We start from the raw sequence: 25439 nt of genomic DNA on the forward strand, positions 1-25439 counted from the left end.
GGATTTTTATCGGAAGGGCGTTTGGTTGGCGTCTCAATGGGAATACCTTAAGCTTTCCGCAACAAAATCAGCCGAGTGAACCCATTTTGAGGCAGGAAATGGAGTGTTTCTGTTTCCTATTGATTCAGAGTGGGTTCATTGGCTGCAAGGGGCGCGGACTCAAATTTTCTGGTCATACTCCCCAACGAGTGGCTCGGTGCGGATTATGGCGTCAATATCGGCAAAAATTGCGTGCATTTCAGATTCGCTCTCTGGGCTTTCGCAGACGACGACCAGATTGGGTGTATTCGAGCTTGCGCGCACGAGGCCCCAAGCGCCGTTGTCGAGGATGATGCGGGCGCCGTTTACGGTTACGACTTGCTTGATCTTGCGGCCCGCGATTAAGCCGCCTGAAGTTTCCAAAGCGACGATTTTTGCGACTAAACGCTCCAACACATGGTATTTTTCCGTGTCAGAACAATAAGGTGACATCGTGGGGGTAGCCCATGTTTGAGGCAAGGCTTTTCGTAGGTCTGACATTTTCATGTCCGGATTTCGGTCCATAAGTTTGCAGATTTCAACGGCCACGCGCAAGCCGCAATCATAGCCCCGCCCAATCGGTTCGGCGAGGAAGTAGTGTCCGGATTTTTCAAACCCTGCGAGCGCTCCGAGTTCTTTTACACGGCGTTTCATATGGCTGTGGCCGGTTTTCCAATAGTCGGCGGTGGCGCCATTTTTGATGAGCTCGGGGTCCGAGGCAAAAAGTCCAGTCGATTTGACGTCTGCAACAAAGGTGGCGTTGGGGTAAATTTTCGAGAGATCCCGCGCCATGATAACCCCGACTTTGTCAGCGAATATCTCTTCGCCTTCATCGTCGACGACGCCACATCTGTCACCGTCGCCGTCGAATCCAAGGGCGAAGTCCGCTCCTGATGCGCGCACGCTATCGGCCATGTCGTGGAGCATTTCGAGGGCCTCAGGATTTGGGTTATAGTGCGGGAAAGTGTAGTCGAGATCTGTGTGGCTTGGTACGACTTCAACCCCTATGCGTTCAAAGACAGCAGGCCCAAAGGCGGCCGCCGTTCCGTTGCCCGTTGCGCACACAATTTTGAGCTTTCGCGTCATTTTGAAGTCGCCGACAAGATCGTCAATATAGGCTTCCCTTACCCCGTCGACAAATTCGTAGGCCCCACCGGGGGTGGCAATGCCTTCGCCATTGAGGACAATGTCGCGCAGTTCGGACATCTCGTCCGGGCCATGGGTAAGAGGGCGTTCAAAGCCCATTTTGACGCCGGTCCAGCCGTTGGGATTGTGGCTTGCGGTGACCATTGCAACTGCAGGGACATCAAGATGGAATTGAGCGAAATAGGCCATTGGGGAAACCGCAGGACCGATGTCTTTGACGGTAATTCCAGCCTGCATCAGACCCAACATCAGAGCATTTTTTATCGACAAAGAATATTCGCGGTAATCATTGGCTACGACGATAATCGGTGGGATGCCGCGACGCCGCATTTGCGTGCCAAGTCCAAGCCCGAGTGCCGTGATCCCAACAAGGTTTATCTCTTCGGGAAATTTCCAGCGTGCGTCGTACTCGCGAAAACCAGTGGGTACAATCATAGGGTCGCGCAGAAATTCCCACGTGTTGGGGCTAACGGATTTAGCGGGAGTTGCCATTGAAAAAACGTCCTTAAATGTTTGTTGTGGGCTCGTTGAAAGCACTTATGAAGTTATCTGTTCACGCAAAATGGAAGCGGTGAGGGACGCCATTAGGTAAATGCCAGAAAAGATAAAAAACGCGAGGATCGTATTCTCGAACGCGCGCGGATAACTCGGGGCATCGGGGGCATTCGGGGCGGCAACCGTCACGAGGTAGCGTGTTTGACGGCCAGCCTCGATCCGCGCAACTTCCATTTGTTGGAGTGATGTTTGAAGCATCAGAACGCGGGTGGCGAGTTCGCTTTCCGCGACTTGGAGTTCGCCTTGAATGCGTGCAAGCGAAAGCCCGTCGCTGCGCCCCTCGGTAAGTTGCGCGCGCAGATCGTGGATTACGGTTTTGCGGTTGGCAATTCCTCGCTCCAGTGTCTCTACTTTGGTTTGGTTGGGCCGCTCGTTGGCCATGAGTTCCTGAAGCGCGATCGAGTCTTCGGTTACCCGCAATTCAAGCGCAGAAATGCGGGTGGTCAGGAGGCTAACTTCAATTTCGGTGCTGATAACATTATATAATTCCTTGAGTTCAATAACCCGCTGCTGTGCGCCCTCCATTGCGATTTCGGCGTCACTATAGCTTTCACTCGCACCGCTCATTTGGTCATTGCGTACACGTTGACTTAAATTATCAATGGTTTCTTCGGCATAGGAAATAAGCGCCCGCGCAAAGGCCTCGGCGTTTTCAGGCTCGTAAGCAATGACCTCCATTTGAATGACGCCCTCAGTGGGATCAAACCCGATTTTGACGTTCTTTTTATAGAGTTTATAGGTCTCTTCATAGGATGCGTCACGCGGGAGCCGTTGAACGGGGTCAATAAAGGAGGCACTCATGCGTTCGCGATACCCTAAGTCTCTGTCGAGGCGCAGCATCGCATCGCGATTGAGGAGGTAAGTTTGGACAACGATGGAATCTGTATCGCCAAATTGTGTGCCTGCCAAAAGGCTTTTGGATCCCGCAGGTCCTTGAGATTGCTCAACCTTTAGGACGGAACTTGTGGCGTACATCGGGGTGGCCAACACGTAATAATAGTAGCCAGCCAAAAACGTGGGTAGGAAGATGAAAAACGCCAGACGCGCAAAAAGCATCGCGAGATTGCGACGACGGCGGCGTACAATATCGCGCTGAATACGGCTGATTTCTGCTATGCCATCGTCGGGTGGAGCGAGCTCTGTAGTTGGAAGATTTGAGCCCGTTACCGGCATGGTTTGTGGCAACATGAAACCGTCGTTCGTCGCGGAGGACTCTTCGGCGGAAACCAACTCAAGCATATTGGCGCGCTTAAACGGGTCGATACCTTTCGCACGCAGCAGGCGGACGGCATCAAAATCCGACGTCGTTGCAAGCGCATGTTTTTGGGCGACACGACGCGCCATACGCAATTGGCGACCCGTCAGGTTTTCGCGGCGAATGTTGGCAATATCCTGATCTGGTGGGGTCGAGCCCTCGGCGCTGGACGTGTTTGCTTGCGGGGTCTCTTCGGGGGGGGGAGTCAGGCCGGAATTTCGCGCCACTGCCGACATTGTTAGGCCCGCAGTGAGCGGAGTAGGGTTTTCGGTTGCAGCTTTGATAACACCGCGCCGGATGTTGAATCGCTTAGCTCTTGGTTTCGTAGTCATAGAGCCTCTTTGCTTCTTCTAGGGTGTCAAACATATGCAATCGACCACGATGGAGGACGGCAGCCGATTTGCAGAATTTTTCAAGGGTTTTGGCCTGATGGGATACGATTATGACGGTTGCTTTGCGCAGGCGATCCCGCAGTAACGTCCCCGCTTTACGATTGAATTCGACGTCCGTTGTCGACGGCATCCCCTCATCGATGAGGTAGATATCAAAATCGAGCGCCAACATCAGCGCGAAACTAAAACGCGCCCGCATTCCAGCGCTATAGGTGCCTACGGGGCGATCAAAATATTCCTCAAGCGCACAGAGCCAACGGCAAAAGGCCTCAATGTAATCCGGGTCCAAACCATAAAGGCGGGCAATATAGCGCGAATTTTCCATCGCGGAATGTTTGGTAGAGATGCCGCCCATAAAGCCAAGCGGAAAAGAAATCCGGCAGTTGCGATTGATTGTGCCCTCATCGGGTTTTTCAAGGCCAGCCATCATATTGATGAGGGTCGTTTTTCCGGTGCCGTTGGGGGCAAGGATACCCATAGAATTGCCAAGCTCGACACGAAACGACGCTTGCTCAAGAATGACCTTGCGCTGCGTTCCGGTCCAAAAGGACTTACTGACTTCTATAAATTCGAGCATTGCTCGCCTCAATTGTGCCTCTGGTATCCCGATACCCTTAACGGGTTCTAGTTAATGTTAGATATAGAGGATCCCTGAAGCAAAGTATGTCGCAAAAAACACCCAATTTTACAATGGGCGTTGTTTATTGACTGGAAGCAATGTGGCGAATCCAGAGAGATTTGCTTAAAATCCGCCAAAATTGGGGGAGAAGCCTAAAACTGTTTCTTTTCAACGCGGGTAATTTTCCCAGCGACAATGGCCAAGACAGCGGCCCCGAAACTCAGGAGCGCCCCCATTTTCGCGGCATCCTGCACAGGGCCGGATTCAAAAGCGACCGAGGCGATAAAGAGGGAAACCGTAAAGCCAATCGCCGCAACACAGCCGATGACGAACAGGTCCGACGTTTTCATCCCCACGGGTAGACCAAATCGCAAGACATGCGCGCCGATATAGCCAAAAATAAACACCCCCAGTGGTTTGCCGATAATCAGGCCGCCCAGTACGAGCCACGTCGGGTTGCCAATCGCGCCAAATTCCACACCTGCGTTGAGCAAACCAAAGAAAAACAGGATGACTTCCACGGGGTGTTTGAGCAGGTGTTCGCAATGGTTGAGGAGGTCAGTTAGGTGCTTCTCGGCCTCGGCAAATATCCCGAATTCGCGGTCTGCGTGGGGGATTGTGGGGATGATTGGAAGCAAGCCAAGGGATGGGTGCAGGCCCGCTTTTTGGAAGCCATACCACGACAAACAGCCTGCGATCAGGTAGGGCCAGAAGCCAAAGACGCTGCGCATTCTAGTGGAGTTTCTACGCAACTGATCGCCCTTGTCCATGCGACGGGGCAAGTAGTTGAACAGGAGATACACGAGCACCGCAGCCCCCACGGAAAGCCCGAGCCACTGAAGGGCCACATCCCCCGTTGGGTAGAAAATGGCCAGAATTAGAAGGCCGGCCGCATCATCCGCGATAGCCAGTAAGAGAAGGAACCGCACAGCTGGGTGCCCAGCACCGAAGACCAAACGCCCAACAAGGTAGGAAAACGCGATGTCGGTTGCGGTCGGAACCGCCCAGCCATTTGCCACTGCGTCAAAGGTGGTGCTGCCCATGAAATAAGCGATCCCGAGGTATATGGAAATCGGGCCGACCATGCCGCCGAGCGTGGCAATCAGCGGGGTTGCGGCCTTTTTGCCGCGCAAACTGCCGTTTTTGAGGATCACAGCTTCCCAGACTTCCTTCGCGGCGATGGCAAAGAAGAAGGCCATCAGGACATCATTCACAAGATAGTGGAGCGTCAATGTGCGGGTGATTTCGCCATGACTCTCATGAAGTTCTCCAATGAAAAAGTCGGGAATGAGAACCAGATGAACAAAGTGGTTATAGCTCTCCGCATTGATATTTGCCCAAATCAGCGCAAGGAGGGCGCCCGCAGTAAGCAAAATCGAGTAACTTGTGATGAAATTCCAGACGCGATACATTTTTGTTCCTGCGCTCTAATTGCTGCTGGAATCGAGATACTGGAAAGACATCCTGCTCGCAAGAGGGGGCGTGGCCGACAAATGGCTGCCATGGATCGGCGTCTGGCAAGGCAAAAAGAAGCTTTTTGAATTCATGGGCATCTTTGGCGAAAACTTCCAAACAACGGCTTGGGACAACACAGACGCTTACGCCTCTGGTGATACCGTTGCCGTCTTTGGCAAGATGAACGCCATCACTACAGAATCCGGTAAGGGAACGGGCCCGTTCACCTTTGCCCCGCCAAAGTGCGCGACGGTAAGGTCGTTCTTTGGCACGGGTTCGAAGACAGCTTTGCTGTCAGCCAAGCCTACCACGGATAATGCGAATGTACGGGGGCATACATTTGCCCCCCGTTTGTAAAAGTCGCAACGTTTTGCGCGTAGAAGGCGACGGAATTGCTGCGCAGCAGCGTTAAACATCTGCAACTTGGAGTTACGGTAATGTCATCTCTTAAATCTTTCCTGAACCATCCCTATTCCTTCTGGGCTTTCCTGAGCCTGCCCGCCATTCCGATGATCGCGGGGTTGGCATCGGGGAACCCCGAAACGGTGGACGCGATTTTATACCCGTCGGGTGAATTTGCCGCGCGGTTCATGATTGTTTCCTTGATGATCACGCCATTGATGATGCTTTTCATAGGTTGGAGAGGCCCGCGTTGGTTGATGAAGCGCCGCCGCTACATCGGTGTCGCCGCGTTCCTTTATGCCGCACTCCACACAGTTCTTTATCTGATCGATGAAGGCGCGATCGCGCTCACGGTGCGCGAAATTTCTAAGTTCTATATCTGGACTGGTTGGCTGGCATTCCTGATTTTCGTGCCGCTCGCGGTGACATCCAGTGATGCGTGGGTCCGCCGTTTGGGTAAAAAATGGAAACCCCTCCAGCGGTTTGTTTACGGCGCGGCAGTTCTGACGCTGTTGCATTGGGCCGCCACACGGGACTGGGGGGGCCTTGTTCCGGCGATGGTAAATTACGCACCGCTTGCAATGTTGGTGGCCTATCGGTTTTGGTATAACTTTGAACGGCGACGGCAGCGTGCTGCTGCTTGAAAAATGCACAACGGCGCAGGAAGATGACATTTAGGGCAAAGGAAAACCATCATGACAATCGCAGTTACTGCCGTTTCGGGCCAACTTGGGGCCGCCATTGCCAAGGCTTTGGTTGCCATGAACACCGGGGAGCCGATTGTCGGCTTGGCGCGCACACCTGAAAAAGCCAAGGGGCTCGATATTGAAGTCCGTCCCGGCGACTATGACAATCTGGAGCAGCTTCGGGCCTCATTTACCGGAGTCGACACAGTGTTGCTGGTGTCGGGCATGGCGGCGCCAGAGGATCGGATCGGGCAACACCGAAACGTGATTAACGCGGCAAAAGCGGCCGGTGTGAAAAAGATTGTCTATACCAGCGTCCAAGGTGCCGAGGAGGGAACCGCGTTCTCGCCCATCATCCAAAGCAACCGCCAAACCGAAGTCGATGTTCGAGAAAGTGGTCTCGACTGGGTCATTGGCCGCAACGGGATCTACATCGAGCCGGATGTGGAATATATCGACACCTATCGCAAAGCGGGCGAAATCACGAATTGCGCTGGGGATGGCCGTTGCGGCTATACAACGCGCGGGGAATTGGCCTTTGCATATGCACGCATGCTGACCAGTGCCAGTCATAATGGTCACACCTACAACCTGCATGGCGCGTTGTTAACCCAGAGCGAGTTGGCCGCCTTTATGAACCAAGCCTTCGGCACAGCTTTGATCTATCGTGCGATGTCGTTCGACGATTACAAAGCAGATCGCATTGCCGAGTTGGGCGCGTTTATCGGCACGATCATTGCGGGGATATACCAAGGTATCCAAAACGGTGCCCTCGACATCCCCAGCGATTTTGCAACCGCCGCCGGGCGTCCGCACCAGAGTTGGCAAGAATATTTTGGATCAAATTCAGAGTAGCGCGAGTCTGTCCTAATTCAAACACTTGATCACGACAGTTTGGCGGGCAAGGCGTTTACCTACGATTACGCCGACCAATCGCTGCGCAATGTATCAATGTCCGTTTTCCGATGGCAACACCTTAACTCACAGCTATCCGGTCAAGGTCCGGTCCGGTTCGTGTTGGCGGAAGTAAAGGCGGACCCCAACGTTCGCTGTACTTCTAGGCCGCTGGCAGCAGGTATCTCAGGTTAGCGACATTATGGAGTTAGGAACCAGCCGTTCATGATAAAGACGTCTAACGGCACCTCCCAGCTGCATATTCAAACTTCCGTTGCACCTTTTTTATGGAGAGCTCATGAAAAATACGAAATGAATCCCTGCGTTAAAGGAAGTTCAAATCGCTGCTTTGACGCATCGTTTGCTTTGACGAATTGGTGCCTGACCGGGGCCAACTCTTCCTCTCATCTGACGCCAATTGCGCGCTTGAGAGAGCGCTCACACCGAGCACTCTGATAGATGCTAGCATCGGCTGACAGTACCGCCCAGTATAAAAGCTCACGCGTGTGCGCACCCGCCGAGTTGCCCAGACGGGTGCCGCTGGCCTTGAGGATAAGGCCTAGTCGTGATTTGCGTCGTCATTTATTGAACTAACAATCTCGCCAATTCCAGTGAGACCTACGTCTTTCTTCCATTGTCCCAAGTTAGTCCCTGCGGCCTTCAGAGCTTCGTTCGTCGCCTTGACCGCTTGACCGCCCGCGCCGTTGTTGACGTTCTCGGCAGGTTGGTCGGCCATGGCCATTGACGCCGAGAACGCAATAATTGTGGTGGTGATAAATAATTTTCTCATTTTTTCCTCCAAAGGTGATTTCCCGAAAAAACCGATCGATCCGACCGATCATAAAAAAATACACCATCAGAAAATGGGCCAATTGATTCACATCAATCAGGTGGAAACCCAATTTTAGGCGGTAAGTTTTCTAGGCGAATTCCATCGTTTTACTTAACAGATTTACCTGTCTTGCTCGCCGGCCTCCGGCAGTCTGAAGGGTTCATTTTGCACCTGTGTTGTGTTTTTTCTTTTAGTTCGTGGAGGTTGCAGGCCGCCTGCTACTTTCCGGCACAGTCCTGTTGTTTATGCAGGGCCATTTTGCATGAGATGAAGCGACATATTGCCTGCGACCATTGCTGACCAACCACAAAGCCTAATTCCTCACCGAATAAGCTCTATAAATTCAGCCTCACTCGGTGCGTATTTTACCTCCAGGTGGGGTCTCCACTTGTCGCTAGTCACTCTCGTCCTCGTTTTCCGAAGCGGTGATAATACCTTCGATTTGTTCCGTTGTAGGCAGATTTATACTTTGGATAAGCAATTCCTTTTCACGGTCTGTCAGGCTCTCTTCATCCCCTTTATAGAGCGCGAGGAGATTGGCTTCGGCCACGTCACGCGTCGTTGAAACTGGTTCTTCGACGGCAATTGCCGCAGCAAGTTGTTCGAACACAGACGCTTCGTTCAAAACTATTCCCGCGATTATCGCTGCGGCCTCGGCGGTATAAATTGCGTCAACTGCGCTCTGATAGGCGTCAGGGTCTGCCGCCGCAGCGGCGTTTGAATACTCCTCTGATGCAGGATCTATTTCTAAGGTATCGAGCCGCGCAAGTTCTTCTACAGCCGCATCATAGCCTGCCACATAGCTATAACTTTCGGCCAATGGCCCGAACGTCTGTACGACGGATTGTGCTTCTTCGTAGTCGGTATGGGCGGTGTCATAATCGTAATCAGCCAGCGCATAGGCGGCAGCAATTCCGACGGGCCCATTGAAGTTGCCGTTCTTTATGTGGGCCAGTTTGGCTTGCGGGCTGGAATTAATAGCACCGTTCATCTTGCCAAGGTTGCTGGGGTGGTCGAAGGATTTGGAATTTCCAGTGCTGGGCTTAGTGGTTGCCACAGAATTACTACGAACAGTTTTGGTTTTTTTCGGTGCACCAAAGAGGCCGAACCCACTCTTGAGTTTGTTTCCTAGGGATTTGAGGCTTTGATTGCCGCTAGAATTTGAGGATTTCCCGCCCTGTGATTTCCCAGAACTGCTCCCGGATTTACCAGTAGAGGCCTTACCTTTGTTGTCTGACTTCCCTTTGCTGCCGCTATTTCCATTGCCGCCAGAGTTACCACCGCTTTTGCCGCTGTCATTCTTGGCGATTGCGACATCGGCACTCATCACGACGATTGCTGGCGCAATTGCGAATGCAGACAAAGCAAAACTCACAACACCTATTTTCACGAACTTCCGCATTTCCATTCCTTCCGCCCATTTCAGAGCCGTTCAGCGAGACTTTGAACAATGAAGCGGAACAGCGTTAACCTTGATGTTCACGGCATTGATCTGATCAGAGGTAACTGAAAACAGTATAGCCATGTAGAAAATCTAGATATACTCCTTCATGGCTATTGCTTTTTAGAGTGGGCACCTAAGACTAGCCCGCCAACCGGAAGTAGTCGGATTCAAAGTTTCTTTCCATACCGGAGCCGTTACAAAAACCCATGTTTGAGTTGGATGTTCCGCTAATGTCGTCGCCGGAAATAATCGAAGCGCCCTTGATACCTTGCGCATTTGCAGAGAAAGAAATCGTCTCTTTGGCGATCAACTGACTTCCGAAAATTTTGAAATCGGCAGCAAAATCCATTCCGCCCATAGTGACCATTTGAGACCCGCCGCCTACAAGGCAATCGTCATCGAGACCTAACTGAAAAGAGGACGGAGCATTGAAAGATTTGGCACCCGTATTTGTCGTAGCAAAGATGGATTCCTCCAGTATGGTGCCTTGACCGAATTTCACTTGGCAGTTCGTAACGAATACAACTTGCTTAATGTGTGCCCCGTCTTTGAGAAAAGCTTGCCCGCCGCCATTGCAATTCAGAAAATGCACAGCTCCCTGAACAAAATCGGTCTCGTCCAATTGTGATTGATTGAGTGTCACCGTGTCTTCGGTGATATAATCTGGCAAATACGAAGGGTCTTCGTCTTGCAAGCTTTGGATGATCGACTCGATGCGATTAACCGTGCGCATTTGATAGGAGGCTTGTCCAAGCGCTTCTTTCAGTCCGGCATTCGTATCAAACCCACTTTTGGGAAGGTCGAGGTCGTTTGAATCGGGCATGGAAACGACGGTGCCAGATTCAAAAGTATTGTTTGAATTGAGAGATACATAGTTTTGCGCGTGAATGCAGAAACCTTCGCCATAGAGGTTATTGCTTTGAACATCGACGATGTCGGCCGCGACAAAACCCTCACGAAAACATGCGGGCCTGTAGGTTGTGAAAACAGCACTTGTCCTGACGTCAAATGCGGTCACCCCGACCAGACGAAACAGAAAGCTCTCGACACTATTCAATTTACTGGACAAGCGGCTTGTTGTAACCATGACGGCCGAACGGGACCCACTCTCGGCAGTAAACTTTCGGTTGGCGTAGTCCCATTTCCCAAATTGAATATCGTTGACGTCGAGGGTTGTCCCAAACCGATTATTTGGCGCACCGTAAGCGGCCACATCAATTGCTTTTAGTTTAGAGGATTGTTCGTCGTTAAACTCACGGTGGTAGAGCGCGGCATGTGCCGCATGATCAGCTGAAACTTGAAGATGTGTTTGGGCAGCCACGATATTTGAGTAGTCTACAGCGGCAGCCCCAACAGCCGCAGCCGCTGCAAAAAACAAGAGCCCTAGTACCGTTGCGGTTCCACTTTCGTCCGTTACAATGGACTTGATCCGCTGGTGAGTGAGTTTCACGAATGTATTCATTTCAATACTCCACGACATGCTCGGCCTTAACGAGCAGATTAATATTCAAGAGACCCGTCGCCATACCGACCACTGTAAGTTCACTCGAAGGAAATTCGACTTGGCTTTGGATCGAACCGGACGCCAAATTCGAACGTGCTATCGCGGACGGGGATGTCGATGCCAATGACGCGACAATATAGTCCTCTAAATCTGTTGTGCTGTCGAACCAACCTATCGAATATTTCCGGTTTGCATCTTGAAGCGTTCTTAAGGCTTCTGTGCGTCCGTTGAATATGAGGGCCGCGTCAACCAAAAGAGAAAAGAGCAGTAGAAAGGCCGGAAGGATCAACACGAACTCAACCGTCGCGGTTCCACGTTCATTCTTTACAAATTCGAGTGCTTGGTTTTTGCGCTCACAAATAGTCATAGACCTAATCCCTTTTGGATGTGCAGGGGGGGGTATTTTTATAAACCTGCATCGATATTTTCGAAGCCGTTCTACTTTTGTATGCAAACACTGTGGTGAAATTAGGGCGAGAATTAAGATTTTCCTAACGCCGAGCAATCCGCTGATATTTATGTAGAAAGTTTTATTTTTTTCTTGAGAGGTGTTCAGAAAAAGGCATTTTTAAGGCGCCTACCAGCGCCTCTCTCGTGTGAAATACTTCTCCAGCGCAGCGGAAAACCACTTCCCCATTTTACCCCAACCGATAGCGGCTCTGCACCTTCCCAAACCTCTCGCCAATCCACGGGCCTTGTTCCGCGCTTATCAGCGCGAGCGATTGCACTTGCCGATCCATGAAGTTCTCAAACTCTTCCGCTGGGCACCTATTCGGATAGATTAGAAACGGAACGTATGCTTGCATAGATCAGGGTTGCCGGCGAAATGGCATAGGGGGCCTTAACAGAGAAATTCCCTCCCCGGCCTCAAAAAACGAAATCAAGCATTTGCAGCTTCAAATGTATCTTCTTGAGTTAAATGGATTTTACTTGCCCCAAAGGCGTTTCGCGCCGCCAGAAATGAGGAGCGTAACATCGCGGAGCGCAATAATCGGTTGCAGCCCCCCTGGAACGGCCATGTAGCGAGGCTGCCATTGCGGGTGGAACTTTTTCTTAAAGCCGCGCAAGCCCTCAAAACTATAAAACGCCCCGCCGTGACGATAAATGATCGAGGCCACACGGTTCCACATGCGCGTTCCGTGTCGGGCCTCAAGCCCAGAAAGCGGCGCCATTCCAAGGCTAAAGGTCTGCGCGCCTTTCTCTCGGTAATGCTCCATCAGCTTGATAAAGAGGAATTCGATCATGCCATCGGCTTCCAGTGGCAAATACCGCATGAGATCAATGCTGACCGCGCCCAAATCCCCGGGGGACATGACATTTGCGAAGGCCAAAATACGGTCCTCCCGTTTCACAACGGCGATGGGGAAATGGGCCAAATATTCAGCGGTAAACTGGCCAACGGAAAACCCCTTCTCGGTCGCATGTTTTTCACCCAGCCACGCGTCCGACACTTCTTTCAACGCCGCAACGGACTCCGCGCTATGGGGCGGGTGCAATATTTCGAGCTTCAGGCCGCTTTTGACCGCCTTATTGTGGGCCGCACGCATCTTGCGAAAATCGCCGCCCGCCAATGAGAATGTTGTCAAATCCACCACGGCTTCTTCGCCCATTTTATGCAACGTCAGGCCGATTTCGACCCAAAGAGGCAGATATTTCGTGCTGATTTCATAGAAAACCGGTCGGCAATTGGCACTATAGGCAGAGTCAAAGAAGTCCCAAGCCAGTTCAGGAATCGCGCCTTTCGGGCCGATTGGGTCGCCATAGGCAATCCAAGACCGTCCCTGCACGGCATACATGATAAATGCGTCCATCTCCTTGGAAAAGAACAGGGTTTTATCGCCCGTCAACGCAAGGCAGCCTTCGGGTTGCCCCGACAAGGCAATGATGCGCTCTGCATGTTTCATTGCCACCTCATCCACAACCACGCCGCGCGTCCGCGCAGGTTGAAGCAATAAATAGACCAAGATAAGCACCGAAAGCGCCGCCATAAACAGCCCCGTGCGGAGGGTTCTGGGCAGGCGCGCATCGCCAGAAAATTGCCCCAACAGCTCATGGGAATACGGAACCGCCTGATGGAGCAACAGGATGAACCCGCCGATGCTGACCAGAAGGGCGGCGAGCAGCGCAATCCAGCGCCAAGTAAACATGCCTTGCGTCAACTTGGTGGCGCGGAAAAATTCGCGGCGCAGCGGCCACAATACTGCGGCTGAAACGACGAGCAGAAGGGTTTCCTTCCAATCCGCTCCCGTTAGCGTGGACACAATGGCCCCAGCACTCAGAACTGCGAGCGTAAGCCAGAATGCGCCCGACATGCGGCGGAAAAGACCCTGCGCTAGGACAATCAGCAAAAGCCCGAGAGCCGCTGACAAATAGGCGCCCCCTTCCAAGAAAATGATCGACAGCAGATCATCAGGGTCAATATTTTCCTTGCGCGAGGCTGGCACGACGGCGGCCAGCAAAAGATAAATCCCCACAGCAAAACCCGTAAACCCTGCGGCCACTGGGGCAACAGATGCGACAACCTTGAATGCAGGTTCCATTTGGCTGGAAACTGGCCCCAAACGTTTGGCCAAAAAACCAGACGCAAGCCGCCCTTCAATCGCCGAGACAAATACCACCGACAACGCGAAGGGCAGTAAATAGTAAATAACACGGAACAAAAGCAAGGCCGCAACCGCTTGATCCAACGGAACTGTATCGGGCAATCCCGCAAGGATAATACTCTCAAAAACGCCAATGCCCCCCGGAACATGGCTGGCGACCCCAATCAAAGCGGCAGCGGCAAAAAGGGCAATAAACGTGATGAAATCGGGTGTTCCCGTCGGCATCAAAATATACAGCGTTAAGGCCGCCATCGACGTATCAACGATTGAAAAGCCAAGCTGGCTGAACAGAATGCTGGGCGACGGCATCGACACGGTTATACGGCGGATTTTTGCAACTTTGCCCGTCACAGACAACCACGTCAAAACTCCCATCGGCACCAAAAACGCGAGCGTGGCAGCCATGCGAATGGTGTCCCGCGACCAAGGGAGCAAATCCCCCAAAGCGGCGGGATGGATAGCAAGGGCTGCGAGGCCAACAAGCGTAATGCCAAAACTAAACGCAAGCGTGACAAACGTCGAAATAGCCGCCACATCAAAGGCGTTTAGCCCGAAGGCCGAGTAAATGCGATAGCGTACAGCGCCGCCCGATATGGCGCTGAAACCGATGGTATTGCCAAAACTATACCCCAGAAATCCGCCCATCATCACCACAGGAAAAGGCAAACGTTTGCCCAGATATCGCAAAGCCGACCAGTCATAGCCGATCAGGGAAAAATACCCCACACCTGTCGCCAAAACCGACGCCGCAATATGGGAGATGGGAACCGACGCCGCCTGCTGGCGCACGTGGCCGATATTGACCGAGGAAAGTAGGTTATAGAGGGCATAAGCGCCCATAAAAAACATGCCAAACCCCAAAATAATGGGTGCCATATGGTGTAGCTTGGAGTGGCTGGATTTAACTGATGGGGTGGTTTCTTCGGCCAAATTCATTTCGGTTTACCATATCTCGATGTCATTTTGACCGTGTTATTCCATGCTGGGCGGAAATTACCAATCATTTTAACCCACTATTCCAATAAGTTCAGAAACGTTTGTAACACACTATTTTCTGCACAGGTTATCGCAAAAAACTTTCTTCGCCCCCCTCTTTGAGGGCTTATGGCGCGGGGGGACCGCATGATAAAGAGGTCAGAGGATCTAGCTTGAAGCGGGTAGGGCGCGACTTAGTTTCTTAAGACGACAAATCGCTCCCCCGACACACCTTAGAGCAGTACTGCCCGTATCATAAACGCAATGGTGCCGACGACTGCGATTCCGGCTAGGTAGAGCGCTGCGAACCACAACCATTGCCGCATCAATGATATCCGTCTTCGGGGCGAACTTTCCCTCGGAAAACCCAATAGGAATAAGCAGTATAGACCAGTATCATCGGAATTAGTATCGACGCGCCGATCAGCAGAAAGCGTAGCGACGTATCCGGTGCTGCGGCATCAATAATGCTTAGTGATGGGGGCACCAGACTTGGGTAAAAGCTGATCCCGAGGCCGATGTAGGTGAGTACGAATATCGCGACAGTTGCGAGGAACGGGCGCAGGGTGTGTCGGCCGCGCAATCCACTCCACAACATCCACGCGGCACAAGCCAATAGGATCGGCACCACAGCACTGTAGACACCTGAGGGCCAGCCAAACCAGCGTTCAAGATATTCCGGCCGTAGGAAGGGCGTGACGATGCTTACCACACCGATCAGAACCAGTAGAGCGATGCCAAGCGGCCATGCAAAGCGACGCGCGCGGGTCAGTGTTTCGCCCTCTGTCTTCAGGATTAGCCAAGTCGCGCCGAGCGTTGCATACCCCACCACGAGCGCCAGCGCCGTCAACGCGGAAAACGGCGTTAGCCAGTCCCAGTTGCCACCGCCATAGGCGCGCCCGTCGATCGTGATGCCCTGTACTAAGGCTCCAAGCGCCATGCCTTGTGAGATAGCGGCAATCAGGGACCCAAGGCAAAAGCCGATTTCCCAAAACGCCTTCATCCGGTTGGTTCGGTGAATGAATTCAAACGCCACACCGCGAAAAATTAGGCCCAGAAGCATAGTGATGATCAAGGGGTAGAGGGCAGGCATCACGATGGCATAGGCTAGCGGAAACGCTGCTAATAACCCGCCGCCACCAAGCACAAGCCATGTCTCGTTACCATCCCAAACCGGCGCGATGGTGTTCATTGCCAGATGACGTTCGTCGCGATCTTTTAGAAACGGAAACAGGATGCCGATCCCCAGATCAAAACCGTCAAGCAACACATAAGCCAGGACCGCAAAGGCGATCAATCCAGCCCAGATAAAGGAAAGTTCAATTACCATGATGCGTTCCTTCAGGATCAGATGCGGTGTGGTCGACCTGTGCCGCGAGGTCGCCCTCAAAGCTACGGCCCATCAGGCGTAGCGCATAAAACGTTCCGGACCCGAAAACGAAGAAATACACCACGATAAAGGCAATGAGCGAAGCGCCAACGGCTTCCGCCTGTAAGGGGGACACGCTGTCGCTGGTCCGTAAGAGGCCATAGACGGTAAAGGGCTGGCGTCCGACTTCGGTTGTGATCCAACCCGCAAGCACAGCCAGAAAACCCGACGGCGCCAGCAATACGGCGGAGCGTTGGAGCCAGCGCGCATCATACAATTGCCCGCGCCAGCGTGCCCATGCCGCCCAGAGGCCAATACCCAGCATCGCAAAACCTGTCGCTACCATAATACGGAACGTCCAAAATATCAGCGCCGATTTCGGGCGATCTTCTGGTGGGAAGTCGTTTAACCCCTGAAGGGGTCCGTCGAGGTTATGTGTGAGGATCAGCGAGCCTAGAAGTGGGACTTCCACCTTGTAGCGAACCTTGCCCGTCGCATCATCAGGCAGTCCGAACAGGATCAACGGTGCGCGCCCCTCTGGGAACCCCTTGTAGTGGCCTTCAATGGCCGCGATCTTGGCTGGTTGATGTTTCAGCGTGTTAAGCCCGTGCTGATCGCCCGCGATGATCTGGATTGGGGTGACAATCAGGGCCATCCACATCGCCATGGAAAACATGATCTGTGCCCCACGATTTTTAGGGGACTTTAGCAAGTGCCATGCCCCTACGCCACCTACTACGAAGGCCGTCGTCAGGTACGCCGCCAACACCATATGCACCAGCCGGTAGGGGAAGGACGGGTTGAAAATAATGGCCCACCAGTCGAGGGGAATGAACTGGCCGACGTCATTGAAACCGTGCCCTTGCGGGGTCTGCATCCAGCTGTTGACGGCCAAAATCCAGAAAGCCGACATCACGGTTCCGATTGCCACAATCGTCGTGGCCATCATGTGCAACTTTTCGCCAACCCTCTCACGCCCAAACAGCATGATGCCAAGGAAGCCAGCCTCAAGGAAAAACGCTGTCAAAACCTCGTACCCCATGAGCGGCCCGATAACGGGCCCCGCCTTGTCGGAAAAGACCGACCAGTTGGTGCCAAATTGGTAGGACATCACGATACCTGAGACCACGCCCATGCCAAAAACCACCGCGAAGATCGTCTTCCAACGTTCGAATAAACTCAGATAAACCGCGTCACGCCGCCACAGCCACAGTCCGTTTAGAACGGCCAGCCAGCTTGCCAATCCGATGGTGAAAGCTGGAAAGATGATATGGGCCGAAATGGTGAATGCGAACTGTGCCCGTGCCAGATCAATTGCGGAAATGTCGCTCAGCATCTGAAACCCCGAATGGTTGTGGTCTTTTTCCCCGCCAGAACAATTGCCGGGGCCGTTACATGACTATCCGATGGACCTTGTTAGAAAAACCCAGCGTGATGCGGGCCGGTCGGTCGGCGTTAGATTGTGAAGAAACGTAGCCGATTCCAGTACTTAGGACAAGGCCTAGGGCGCTGGTCGCGCTAAGCTGCCAGATTTGGGCAGGCGGTGGTGTCAAAGGATACTGGCTTGGCGCAGTTGGGGCATCCACATACGTAACGAAACAGGCCGATTGATTGCATTTGCCGACCTCGACCTTGAATTCCTTCTAGGAGTGGTTTGCGCGAAGGATGGTCCATTTGGGCTTATGTACTCCCTTGGCCGCGTTGGCGTTACACCTCAAAGCGGCTTGCAAATTGTACTACTGAGTGAGTAATTTGCGCATGTTGCCATACCCCTATTGGACACACAAAATATGCGGGGTTTTCTATTCACTATCGATAAAGTGGCGTTCGATTCTGGCACCGATAACGTGTGGGTTGTGTAACGCGCTGTGGACATAACGGTATTGACCTAAATTAAAAAGTCACAGGGGCGTACAACGTCTTTCGTGCGGCGGAAGAGCAAGAAATTTAAGCCACTTGCTATGCTCTCGCGTGGGCACAATCGGTTTTGCCTCTGGGTTCAGCAGTTGATAGGCGTTGGGTGGTTTTCGTCTGCGCTATTTTGCGATCAAGGCGGTTGTTTTCAATGTAGGTTAACACACAGTTTGACAGGCGCGCCAAAGTGATGATCTCGGCGCAGTGGATAGAGGTCGGAGATATGCAAAAGCCGTTTTGCGCCAATAGTTTGAACCAGTTTCCGAATGTAACACTGGTGTGGTAGTTGCGAGCGATGTTTAAGGGGGCGGTTCATCTGGCAATCGTTCCATATTTGACTTATTTAGGACTAGATGTGCGAATATTATCGCAGAAGTAATTCCGGAGACCTCGAATGACCATCCCATCTCACGTGAAAGATATGCTGAAAAAAATTCGGGCTCGGTTTCAAATGGGTCCCTTGCAAGAGCGTATGTTGCCCAGTGATGCGGAGTTTACAACGTTGCGCCCCGTTCGCAAGGCCACAGCGGCCTCGGTTGCGCGATACTGGACGCGCTTGTTGGAGGTCGCATCAGAAGAGGATCGCGCGGCGCTTGCTGATCCGCTCACGATGGAGGCCCCCGAGCAATTTAGTGCGAATATCGAGAATTTTATCGGAACGGTTAAAGTGCCGGTTGGCATCATTGGTCCTCTGCGTATTAACGGATTGAACGCGCACGGTGACTATCACGTGCCGATGGCAACGACCGAAGCGGCGCTCGTTGCCTCCTATGCGCGCGGGGCCTATGCGGCAACAAAATCGGGGGGGATTAGCACGGCGCTTTTGTACGAAGGGGTCATCCGAACGCCTGCTTTTGTGTTTGATAGCCTGCTGAATGCGGGCATGTTCGTTGAGTGGGTTGTCACTGAAATCGAGGGGCTGAAAGCGGCGGCCGAGGGAACGACACAGTATGGCAAATTGGTGTCGCTTGAACCCGTTATTGATAACAACATCGTCTTCCTGATTTGCCGTTACACGACGGGTGATGCGGCGGGCCAAAATATGGTGACAATTGCGACCGACGCGCTGTGTGAGAAAATCGAAGCGGGGTGCCCCGTTGACATCAAGGCTTGGTACATCGAAGGCAATTTCTCGGGCGACAAAAAGGCGTCGTTTCTGGGCTTGGTGACGGGGCGTGGCCGAAAGGTGAGTGCTTCCGTGATACTAAAGGCTGAGGTGGTCGAAAAGACATTGGGCACGAACGTTGAGGCGATGCTTGCGTATGGGCAAGTTGCCAACCTTGGGTCGCACCTGTCGGGGCAATTGGGCGCACAGGCACATTTCGCCAATGGGTTGGCGGCACTGTATATTGCAACGGGTCAGGATGCCGCCTGCGTCGCAGAAAGCGCCATGGGCATCACACGGATGGAGGCCCGAGGCCGCGATCTTTTCTGCAGTGTGACCATGCCCAATATTTTGGTAGGCTCCGTCGGTGGCGGGACATCCTTGCCCAGCCAATCGGCGGGTTTAAACATTCTGGGCCTCAAGGGTTTGGGCAAAGGCGCCGCCTTGGCTGAAGTTGCGGCGGCGACATGCCTTTGCGGCGAAATCTCGATTGTTGCAGCGATTGCGGCGGGGCATTTCACCCGTGCGCATGAAAACTTGGCGCGGCATCGATGAGTTTTTCAGCCCTCTGGATCTATCAAAAAGAACGGTTTCCGCTTTCAAAGACAGGGCCGTTACTTGCCGTTTTTTCTGCTGCAAGTATTTGCGTTTCTGCCGAACTTTCTGGACGTCCCTTGCCCGGTGTCGGCGCGTTTGTTGCTGGTTTCCTTATCGCGATGATGCTGTTTTTTCAAATGCGAGTTTGCGACGAATACAAGGATCTGGAAGATGATCTGCGCTACCGTCCTAATCGCCCAATCCCACGCGGTTTGATTTCCCTAAAGACGATTGTCTGGATGGGCGTTGCCTCAATGCCGATCACCGCTCTAGCGGCTTGGCTGTGGCATCCTCCTGTTTTGTGGTTGCTGTCACTGGTCTGGTTTTGGTTGGCCGTGATGACCGTTGAATTTGGGATGCCTGCATGGCTCAAGGCGAGGCCGATCCTTTATTTGCTCAGTCACATGGCGATTATGCCGCTGATTGATCTGCTGCTGACCAGTTTGGAATGGATGCCGAATGGCAAGGCTGCGCTGGGGCTTGTTTTGTTTTTGGCATTGTCCTTCGTGAATGGATGCGTTTTGGAAATAGGGCGCAAATTGTGGGCGCCAGCACGCGAAATCGTGGGAGTCGATACCTATTCTGGTCTGTGGGGCCCTGCGAAAGCTGTACTTATTTGGACGGCCTGTGTCGGAGCCTCATTTGCTTTGCTGTTGGGCGTTGGGGCCTTAACAGGAGTGTTTTGGATCAGCTTTGTTTTGGGTGGTTCTGGGGCGGCGCTCTGCCTGATCAGTGCGGTTGCTTATGCCAAGTCTCCGACGGAGAAGGCAGAAAAACGGATGGATACACTGGCCGGTCTCTGGGTATTTTCTTGCTACGCGATTGCCGGTTTTGCACCGATTTTGATGAGGGTTTTTTAATGTCGTTTATTGTATCTCAGACAGACGCGCGCGACGTGCAGGTGGTTGGCGGCAAAGCGGCTGCGTTATCATACCTCGCAGGTTTCGGGTTTACGCCGCCCGCATTTTTCGTGATCCGCTCTGAGGCTTTTGAGGATGGGAAAACGATTGCTGGCCTAGAGGCAGCTTTGGCCAAGCTGGGCGAGGGGCCGTTCGCCGTACGCAGCTCTGGCAGGCAAGAAGATGGCATAGATCACAGCCATGCGGGGCAGTTTGAGACGGTTCTGAATGTCGCTGCCGTCGACGTAGAGAAAGCGGCACAGCAAGTGTGGCAATCTGGATTTTCACAAACGGTTGCAACCTATCGCGCCTTAAAATCAGGTGGTGAGGCCGAGGGGCCAGCCGTGATTGTGCAATGTATGATTGCTGCGGTTTCTGCGGGCGTCGCGTTCTCGGCCAATCCAGTGACGGGGCGTCGGGATGAGGTGGTTATTTCTGCGATTGCAGGTTTGGGGGAGCGGCTGGTGTCGGGCGAAGAAGACGGCGAAGACTGGACCGTTGGCGCGACAATTTTCGGCCCCGAAACACCCTCGATTTTAATTGAAGCGCAAGCGAAAAACATTGCCGAATTGGCGCGACGGTCCGAGGCAGCTTTCGGTGTTCCACAGGATATCGAATGGGCGATTGATGCCGATGGTTTGCATATTTTGCAATCGCGGCCCATCACAACGGCTCTTTTGCCGCTCGCTAACCCCGACACTGCGCTAACGATATTTGATAATTCCAATATCGTCGAAAGCTATCCCGGCATGGTCAGTCCACTGACATATTCCTTTGCCGTGCATGTGTATGACCGCGTTTACCGTGCGTTCCTTGCATTGCTGGGCGTATCAGATGCCACCATTGCCGAGCAATCGGCGGTCTTTGGCAATATGTTGGCGCGCGTCGATGGCCGTGTTTATTACAACCTTGTTAATTGGTATCGGGCGCTGGCGCTCTTGCCGGGGTTTTCGCTGAACCGTGCCTATATGGAGACGATGATGGGGGTGGATACCCCGATGCCGTCCGAGGTGACGGATGCGATTGGCCCGCGTCCCGCTAGCGGAATGGCGCGCGTAACTGAGTATTTCAAGATGACCCGCGCGGGTTTAGGCTTGCTCTGGCAGGCGATTTTGCTGCCTCGTACCCGCAGACGTTTTTATGGCAGGTTGAATTCTGCATTATACAGTGGCTTTGATTTGCAAACTGCTGGCCCGACCGCGCTGGCCGCTGAATACCGCAAGATCGAAAGCACCTTGCTCGATCGCTGGGACGCACCGCTTGTAAATGACTTCCTGTGCATGATTGCCTTTGGGAGTTCGCGCAATTTGATGGAAAAGTGGCTCGGCCCTGAGGGGGTGCTTTTGCATAATGATGTGATGATCGGTCAGGGCGATATCATCTCCGCAGAACCTGCCAAACGGATTGCGCGGATCGGGCAGATGGTTAAGGCGGCAGGTGTGGCGGATACGTTGGTGGCGCAAGGCCTTGCTGGCTTGAGGGCGCACCCAAAAATTCAGCACGAGGTGGAGGCCTATCTGGAGAAATTCGCGGATAGGTGCACCGAAGAATTGAAGTTGGAAAGCATTACTTTGCGCGAAGACCCCAGCAGCCTGTTGGCGGCGATTGCAGCGAGTGCCACGCGCGGTGCGGTCGCAGAGCATGCGGTGCGTGAACCGGATTGGGTGGCATTGTTCAAAAATCCAGTAAAACGAGCATTTGCGAAATGGCTGATCACATGGACCAAAGCCCGTGTGCGCGATCGCGAAAACCTGCGATTTGAACGCACCCGCATCTTTGGCTATGCGCGCAGGGTGTTCATCGCTTTAGGCCGTGAGTTGACGGCGCGGGATTTGTTGGAGGCACCGCGCGATGTGTTCTTTTTGACCACTGAAGAATTGCTTGGGGCCGTTGAGGGCTTTGGCCTGTCGCCAGACCTTAAATCACTGGTGGCGTTGCGTAAATCAGAGGATGCGCGTTCAGCTAAACGCGCAGACCCGCCTGAACGGATCGAATTGCGCGGCCCAGCAATTGCACCAACGTGGAACGATCCAGTGATGGAAGACGACGCGAGTTTGGTGCGCACGGCGACGGGGTGTTCTGCTGGACGGGTCACCGCAAAGGCGCGCGTTATCCGCGACCCCAGAACTGAGGCGCTTGCCTCTGGCGATGTTTTGGTCGCGCGGCATACGGATCCGGGATGGATTGCGGTATTTGCGAATGCCTCGGCTATTGTGGTTGAGCGTGGTTCCCTCTTGTCGCATTCGGCGATTGTGGCTCGCGAACTGGGTATCCCTTGCGTGGTCGGCCTCAAGGGGGCAACGCAGTGGATTAATGATGGGGAGATGATTTCCGTGGACGGAGCAACAGGACAGGTGGAGCGGCAAAACGATGACCTCTGAAATCGAGGCGAAAGCCGCATTTGACCACATTCGTTACGCCCAGTTGTGGGAGGACGCGGATGTCCTGACCCAAGGGTTGGGAGATTGCGCGGGCGGGATGCTTGTGTCGATCTGCTCGGCGGGCGACAATGCCTTGGCGATGTTAACGTTGGACCCTGCGAAAGTCGTTGTGGTCGATCTGTCTCCCGCTCAGATTTCCTGCCTTAAGCTGCGAATTGGGGCTTTCCAGAACCTAAGCCATGCGGAATTTGTAGAGCTTATGGGTGCACGTCCCTCAACACGGCGCAAGGTTCTTTTGAGCAAAGCATTGAACGGTGTCGACGAGGAGACCCGCGCTTTCTGGACCGCCCTTCGGGACGATGTAGAGAAGGTCGGTGCAGGTGGCGTCGGCAAGTTTGAACGGTATTTTCGCATTTTTCGCACGCGCTTGCTGCCACTGGTTCATTCGGCGAAAACCCTCGATGATATCTTCGTGTCGCGCACTTCGGCGGATCGTCAGGCGTTCTATGACACCCGTTTTAATACTTGGCGTTGGCGGTTGTTGCTGAATGTGTTTTTCTCAAGGTTCGTGATGGGGCGCATGGGGCGTGATAAGGCGTTTTTTGATCACGTCGAAGGTAGTCCCGCCCAACATGTGGCGCGCCGTATTCACCATGCGGCCGTCGCCACAGACCCCGCACAAAACCCCTATTTGCATTGGATTATCAAGGGCACGCATGGCGAGGCCTTGCCAATGACATGGCGCGAGGAACATTTCGAAACGATCAAATCGCGGCTTGACCGGATTGAGATAAGGCCTGGATCGCTTGAGGCATTCGTGTCAACTGGCGAAAAGGCGGATGGGTTTAACCTCTCGGATATCTTTGAATATATGTCGCCCGAGATTTTCACGAAAGTCTATGAGAGTATCTTGAACGCCTCCGCTCCCAATGCACGGCTGGTTTATTGGAACATGATGGCCCCGCGCCGTGTTCCGGCGGCTTTTGCGGCGCGCGTGACGACCCTTCGCGAAGTGGAGGGAGAGGGGAAGGCCATCGATAAGGCGTTCTTCTATTCGGACTTCATCGTTGAGGAAGTCAAAGGGTGAGCCCCATCTTGCAAATCGCGCTGGCGCTTGGGTCTGTTGTCGGCCTGATGGGATTGATGGCGGGTGTTCGGCATTTGGCGGGCACGTGGCAAATTGGTTCTGAGGTGCAGCGCAAACTGGTCCACATTGGCACTGGAATTTACGCGCTCACCCTGCCTTGGCTTTTCCCAGATCGCTGGCCAATGTATCTGTTGGTTGGGCTGACGCTTGTTGTAATGCTCCTCCTTCGATTACCAAATTCGCGATTGGGCGCGACGTTGCATAGCGTTGAAAGACAGTCCTATGGTGATTTTCTTCTGGCGATTTCGGTTGGGGTTTGCCTGTTTTTGGCGGGGGATCAACTGTACCTTTATGTCCTGCCTATTGCCGTGCTAACCCTCGCGGATGCCGCAGCGGCCTTGGCTGGAAGCACCTACGGCACCAAGTTTTTCCGTGTTGAGGAAGGCGAGAAAAGTCTCGAAGGCAGCGCGGTGTTTTTCACGGTCACACTGCTGATTTCGGTTATTTGCCTCATGCTGATGACGTCCTTTGCCCCGCTCAATATCATCGTTCTCTCCTTGATGGTCGCGGGATTCGGCACCTTGGTTGAGGCCGCAAGTTGGCGCGGTTTTGACAATCTGTTTCTACCTGTCGGCTTGCTGATTTTCCTATCGGCCCATGGGACGAGCACGTTAGGGGAACTCGTGTTTCTCGCAGCGATTTTTGCGCTCAGTATCGTAGCCTTCAAAATTGTGGCCCCGAAATTTGGTCTGAACGCGCATGCGGTTCGCGTCTATGTGACGTCTATATTTTTATTGCTGGCGGTGACTGATCCCCAGAACACGATCTTTCCCATTCTCGTGCTCGTCGCGCATATCTGGAGCCGCAGCGTCGCCCCCTGTGACAGCAAGTATCCAGACCTCGATGTCGTTGCCGCATTGGTGCTGGTCAGCCTCGGATTTTTGACCCTAGGCAAGGCAATGGGGCCAACAGCGATATCGTTTTATGGAATCGCAGCGATGGGCATGTTGATGGGATTTTGCGCGATTGCAGCCTCGGCCTGTCGCCCCGTGGTTCGCTTTCCGATGGTGCTCGCCCTTGCATTGACGCTGTTCGCTATCCGCGAAGGCGTTGTGCGATTGAACCCAGATAGTGCAAATTGGAACGGCCCAATGTGGCCCGCAGTGTTCACCTGTATCGCCCTCACAGGCCTTGGCCCAATGATCTTTCCGCACGCATTTGCAAAGCATCGCGTGGTGAAACTGACAGTTTTGGCGCTACTCATCCCGCTGCCATACTACGTGATATCCACCGGATTTTAGGAGCAA

Annotated in this window: 19 protein-coding genes; 8 read left to right on the forward strand and 11 right to left on the reverse strand. The window is 53.3% G+C overall.

Annotated elements, in window-relative coordinates:
- Positions 1-159: 159 nt before the first annotated feature.
- From AB9F26_RS02865 to AB9F26_RS02880, 4 genes are all read right to left on the reverse strand, one after another.
- Positions 160-1656, reverse strand: a complete 1497-nt coding sequence (locus AB9F26_RS02865) for a phosphomannomutase/phosphoglucomutase (RefSeq protein ID WP_369767221.1) — start codon at positions 1654-1656, stop codon at positions 160-162.
- 45 nt (positions 1657-1701) lie between these two features.
- Positions 1702-3306, reverse strand: a complete 1605-nt coding sequence (locus AB9F26_RS02870; RefSeq protein ID WP_369767222.1) for a capsule biosynthesis protein — start codon at positions 3304-3306, stop codon at positions 1702-1704.
- The gene (locus AB9F26_RS02875) at positions 3284-3943 is read right to left on the reverse strand and encodes an ABC transporter ATP-binding protein (protein WP_039003940.1); all 660 of its coding nucleotides are present in this window, start codon (positions 3941-3943) and stop codon (positions 3284-3286) included. Before AB9F26_RS02875 ends, AB9F26_RS02870 begins: the two co-directional genes overlap by 23 nt.
- 194 nt (positions 3944-4137) lie before the next feature.
- Positions 4138-5397, reverse strand: coding sequence for a Na+/H+ antiporter NhaA (locus tag AB9F26_RS02880; protein WP_369767223.1), 1260 nt, complete (start codon positions 5395-5397; stop codon positions 4138-4140).
- A gap of 70 nt (positions 5398-5467) precedes the next feature.
- On the opposite strand from AB9F26_RS02880, the gene AB9F26_RS02885 reads away from it, so the two are divergent.
- From AB9F26_RS02885 to AB9F26_RS02895, 3 genes are all read left to right on the forward strand, one after another.
- Entirely contained in the window at positions 5468-5797 is a 330-nt protein-coding gene (locus AB9F26_RS02885) for a nuclear transport factor 2 family protein (RefSeq protein ID WP_369767224.1), read from the forward strand.
- 80 nt (positions 5798-5877) lie between these two features.
- Positions 5878-6486 carry a sulfite oxidase heme-binding subunit YedZ gene (locus AB9F26_RS02890; protein ID WP_369767225.1) on the forward strand — a complete coding sequence of 203 codons (609 nt, stop codon included), beginning with the start codon at positions 5878-5880 and terminating at the stop codon, positions 6484-6486.
- Between the two features lie 51 nt (positions 6487-6537).
- Positions 6538-7383 carry an SDR family oxidoreductase gene (locus tag AB9F26_RS02895; RefSeq protein ID WP_369767226.1) on the forward strand — a complete coding sequence of 282 codons (846 nt, stop codon included), beginning with the start codon at positions 6538-6540 and terminating at the stop codon, positions 7381-7383.
- A 598-nt stretch (positions 7384-7981) separates the two neighbouring features.
- Here the strand turns inward: AB9F26_RS02895 and AB9F26_RS02900 are convergent.
- From AB9F26_RS02900 to AB9F26_RS02930, 7 genes are all read right to left on the reverse strand, one after another.
- On the reverse strand, positions 7982-8212 hold the full coding sequence (locus AB9F26_RS02900) for a hypothetical protein (RefSeq protein ID WP_369755282.1): 231 nt from the start codon (positions 8210-8212) through the stop codon (positions 7982-7984).
- Between the two features lie 436 nt (positions 8213-8648).
- Positions 8649-9662: a hypothetical protein gene (locus AB9F26_RS02905; protein WP_369767227.1), complete on the reverse strand. Its 1014-nt coding sequence runs from the start codon at positions 9660-9662 to the stop codon at positions 8649-8651.
- A 175-nt stretch (positions 9663-9837) separates the two neighbouring features.
- Positions 9838-11160 (reverse strand): pilus assembly protein TadG-related protein, encoded by a 1323-nt coding sequence (locus tag AB9F26_RS02910; RefSeq protein WP_369757442.1) that lies wholly within the window; start codon positions 11158-11160, stop codon positions 9838-9840.
- A 1-nt stretch (position 11161) separates the two neighbouring features.
- Positions 11162-11569, reverse strand: a complete 408-nt coding sequence (locus tag AB9F26_RS02915; RefSeq protein WP_335585974.1) for a TadE family protein — start codon at positions 11567-11569, stop codon at positions 11162-11164.
- A 559-nt stretch (positions 11570-12128) separates the two neighbouring features.
- Positions 12129-14681: a bifunctional lysylphosphatidylglycerol flippase/synthetase MprF gene (gene mprF, locus AB9F26_RS02920; RefSeq protein ID WP_369767228.1), complete on the reverse strand. Its 2553-nt coding sequence runs from the start codon at positions 14679-14681 to the stop codon at positions 12129-12131.
- Between the two features lie 424 nt (positions 14682-15105).
- Complete coding sequence (gene cydB, locus AB9F26_RS02925; protein ID WP_039003936.1) at positions 15106-16110, reverse strand: cytochrome d ubiquinol oxidase subunit II; 1005 nt, start codon at positions 16108-16110, stop codon at positions 15106-15108.
- Positions 16100-17485 (reverse strand): cytochrome ubiquinol oxidase subunit I, encoded by a 1386-nt coding sequence (locus AB9F26_RS02930; RefSeq protein WP_369767229.1) that lies wholly within the window; start codon positions 17483-17485, stop codon positions 16100-16102. Before AB9F26_RS02930 ends, cydB begins: the two co-directional genes overlap by 11 nt.
- A gap of 972 nt (positions 17486-18457) precedes the next feature.
- Here AB9F26_RS02930 and AB9F26_RS02935 point away from each other — a divergent pair.
- The 5 genes from AB9F26_RS02935 to AB9F26_RS02955 are packed head-to-tail and all read left to right on the forward strand — an operon-like array spanning position 18458 to position 25433.
- Positions 18458-19723 carry a hydroxymethylglutaryl-CoA reductase gene (locus tag AB9F26_RS02935; RefSeq protein WP_369755275.1) on the forward strand — a complete coding sequence of 422 codons (1266 nt, stop codon included), beginning with the start codon at positions 18458-18460 and terminating at the stop codon, positions 19721-19723.
- Positions 19720-20625 (forward strand): UbiA family prenyltransferase, encoded by a 906-nt coding sequence (locus tag AB9F26_RS02940; RefSeq protein WP_335585978.1) that lies wholly within the window; start codon positions 19720-19722, stop codon positions 20623-20625. The genes AB9F26_RS02935 and AB9F26_RS02940 overlap by 4 nt, the downstream gene beginning before the upstream one ends.
- Positions 20625-23045 carry a PEP/pyruvate-binding domain-containing protein gene (locus tag AB9F26_RS02945; RefSeq protein WP_369767230.1) on the forward strand — a complete coding sequence of 807 codons (2421 nt, stop codon included), beginning with the start codon at positions 20625-20627 and terminating at the stop codon, positions 23043-23045. Before AB9F26_RS02940 ends, AB9F26_RS02945 begins: the two co-directional genes overlap by 1 nt.
- On the forward strand, positions 23035-24132 hold the full coding sequence (locus AB9F26_RS02950; RefSeq protein ID WP_369767231.1) for a DUF3419 family protein: 1098 nt from the start codon (positions 23035-23037) through the stop codon (positions 24130-24132). The genes AB9F26_RS02945 and AB9F26_RS02950 overlap by 11 nt, the downstream gene beginning before the upstream one ends.
- Positions 24129-25433: a diacylglycerol/polyprenol kinase family protein gene (locus tag AB9F26_RS02955; RefSeq protein WP_369767232.1), complete on the forward strand. Its 1305-nt coding sequence runs from the start codon at positions 24129-24131 to the stop codon at positions 25431-25433. The genes AB9F26_RS02950 and AB9F26_RS02955 overlap by 4 nt, the downstream gene beginning before the upstream one ends.
- The last annotated feature ends 6 nt before the right edge of the window (positions 25434-25439 follow it).

Source organism: Falsihalocynthiibacter sp. BN13B15, assembly GCF_041205415.1.
GTDB classification, from domain to species: domain Bacteria; phylum Pseudomonadota; class Alphaproteobacteria; order Rhodobacterales; family Rhodobacteraceae; genus Falsihalocynthiibacter; species Falsihalocynthiibacter arcticus.

What these genes read in the sequence shown, in the direction of transcription:
- AB9F26_RS02865 (WP_369767221.1), bottom strand. Translation starts at nt 1,656, where the DNA reads ATGGCAACTCCCGCTAAATCCGTTAGCCCCAACACGTGGGAATTTCTG.
- AB9F26_RS02870 (WP_369767222.1), bottom strand. Translation starts at nt 3,306, where the DNA reads ATGACTACGAAACCAAGAGCTAAGCGATTCAACATCCGGCGCGGTGTT.
- AB9F26_RS02875 (WP_039003940.1), bottom strand. Translation starts at nt 3,943, where the DNA reads ATGCTCGAATTTATAGAAGTCAGTAAGTCCTTTTGGACCGGAACGCAG.
- AB9F26_RS02880 (WP_369767223.1), bottom strand. Translation starts at nt 5,397, where the DNA reads ATGTATCGCGTCTGGAATTTCATCACAAGTTACTCGATTTTGCTTACT.
- AB9F26_RS02890 (WP_369767225.1), top strand. Translation starts at nt 5,878, where the DNA reads ATGTCATCTCTTAAATCTTTCCTGAACCATCCCTATTCCTTCTGGGCT.
- AB9F26_RS02895 (WP_369767226.1), top strand. Translation starts at nt 6,538, where the DNA reads ATGACAATCGCAGTTACTGCCGTTTCGGGCCAACTTGGGGCCGCCATT.
- AB9F26_RS02900 (WP_369755282.1), bottom strand. Translation starts at nt 8,212, where the DNA reads ATGAGAAAATTATTTATCACCACCACAATTATTGCGTTCTCGGCGTCA.
- AB9F26_RS02905 (WP_369767227.1), bottom strand. Translation starts at nt 9,662, where the DNA reads ATGGAAATGCGGAAGTTCGTGAAAATAGGTGTTGTGAGTTTTGCTTTG.
- AB9F26_RS02910 (WP_369757442.1), bottom strand. Translation starts at nt 11,160, where the DNA reads ATGAATACATTCGTGAAACTCACTCACCAGCGGATCAAGTCCATTGTA.
- AB9F26_RS02915 (WP_335585974.1), bottom strand. Translation starts at nt 11,569, where the DNA reads ATGACTATTTGTGAGCGCAAAAACCAAGCACTCGAATTTGTAAAGAAT.
- mprF (WP_369767228.1), bottom strand. Translation starts at nt 14,681, where the DNA reads ATGGCACCCATTATTTTGGGGTTTGGCATGTTTTTTATGGGCGCTTAT.
- cydB (WP_039003936.1), bottom strand. Translation starts at nt 16,110, where the DNA reads ATGGTAATTGAACTTTCCTTTATCTGGGCTGGATTGATCGCCTTTGCG.
- AB9F26_RS02930 (WP_369767229.1), bottom strand. Translation starts at nt 17,485, where the DNA reads ATGCTGAGCGACATTTCCGCAATTGATCTGGCACGGGCACAGTTCGCA.
- AB9F26_RS02935 (WP_369755275.1), top strand. Translation starts at nt 18,458, where the DNA reads ATGACCATCCCATCTCACGTGAAAGATATGCTGAAAAAAATTCGGGCT.
- AB9F26_RS02940 (WP_335585978.1), top strand. Translation starts at nt 19,720, where the DNA reads ATGAGTTTTTCAGCCCTCTGGATCTATCAAAAAGAACGGTTTCCGCTT.
- AB9F26_RS02945 (WP_369767230.1), top strand. Translation starts at nt 20,625, where the DNA reads ATGTCGTTTATTGTATCTCAGACAGACGCGCGCGACGTGCAGGTGGTT.
- AB9F26_RS02950 (WP_369767231.1), top strand. Translation starts at nt 23,035, where the DNA reads ATGACCTCTGAAATCGAGGCGAAAGCCGCATTTGACCACATTCGTTAC.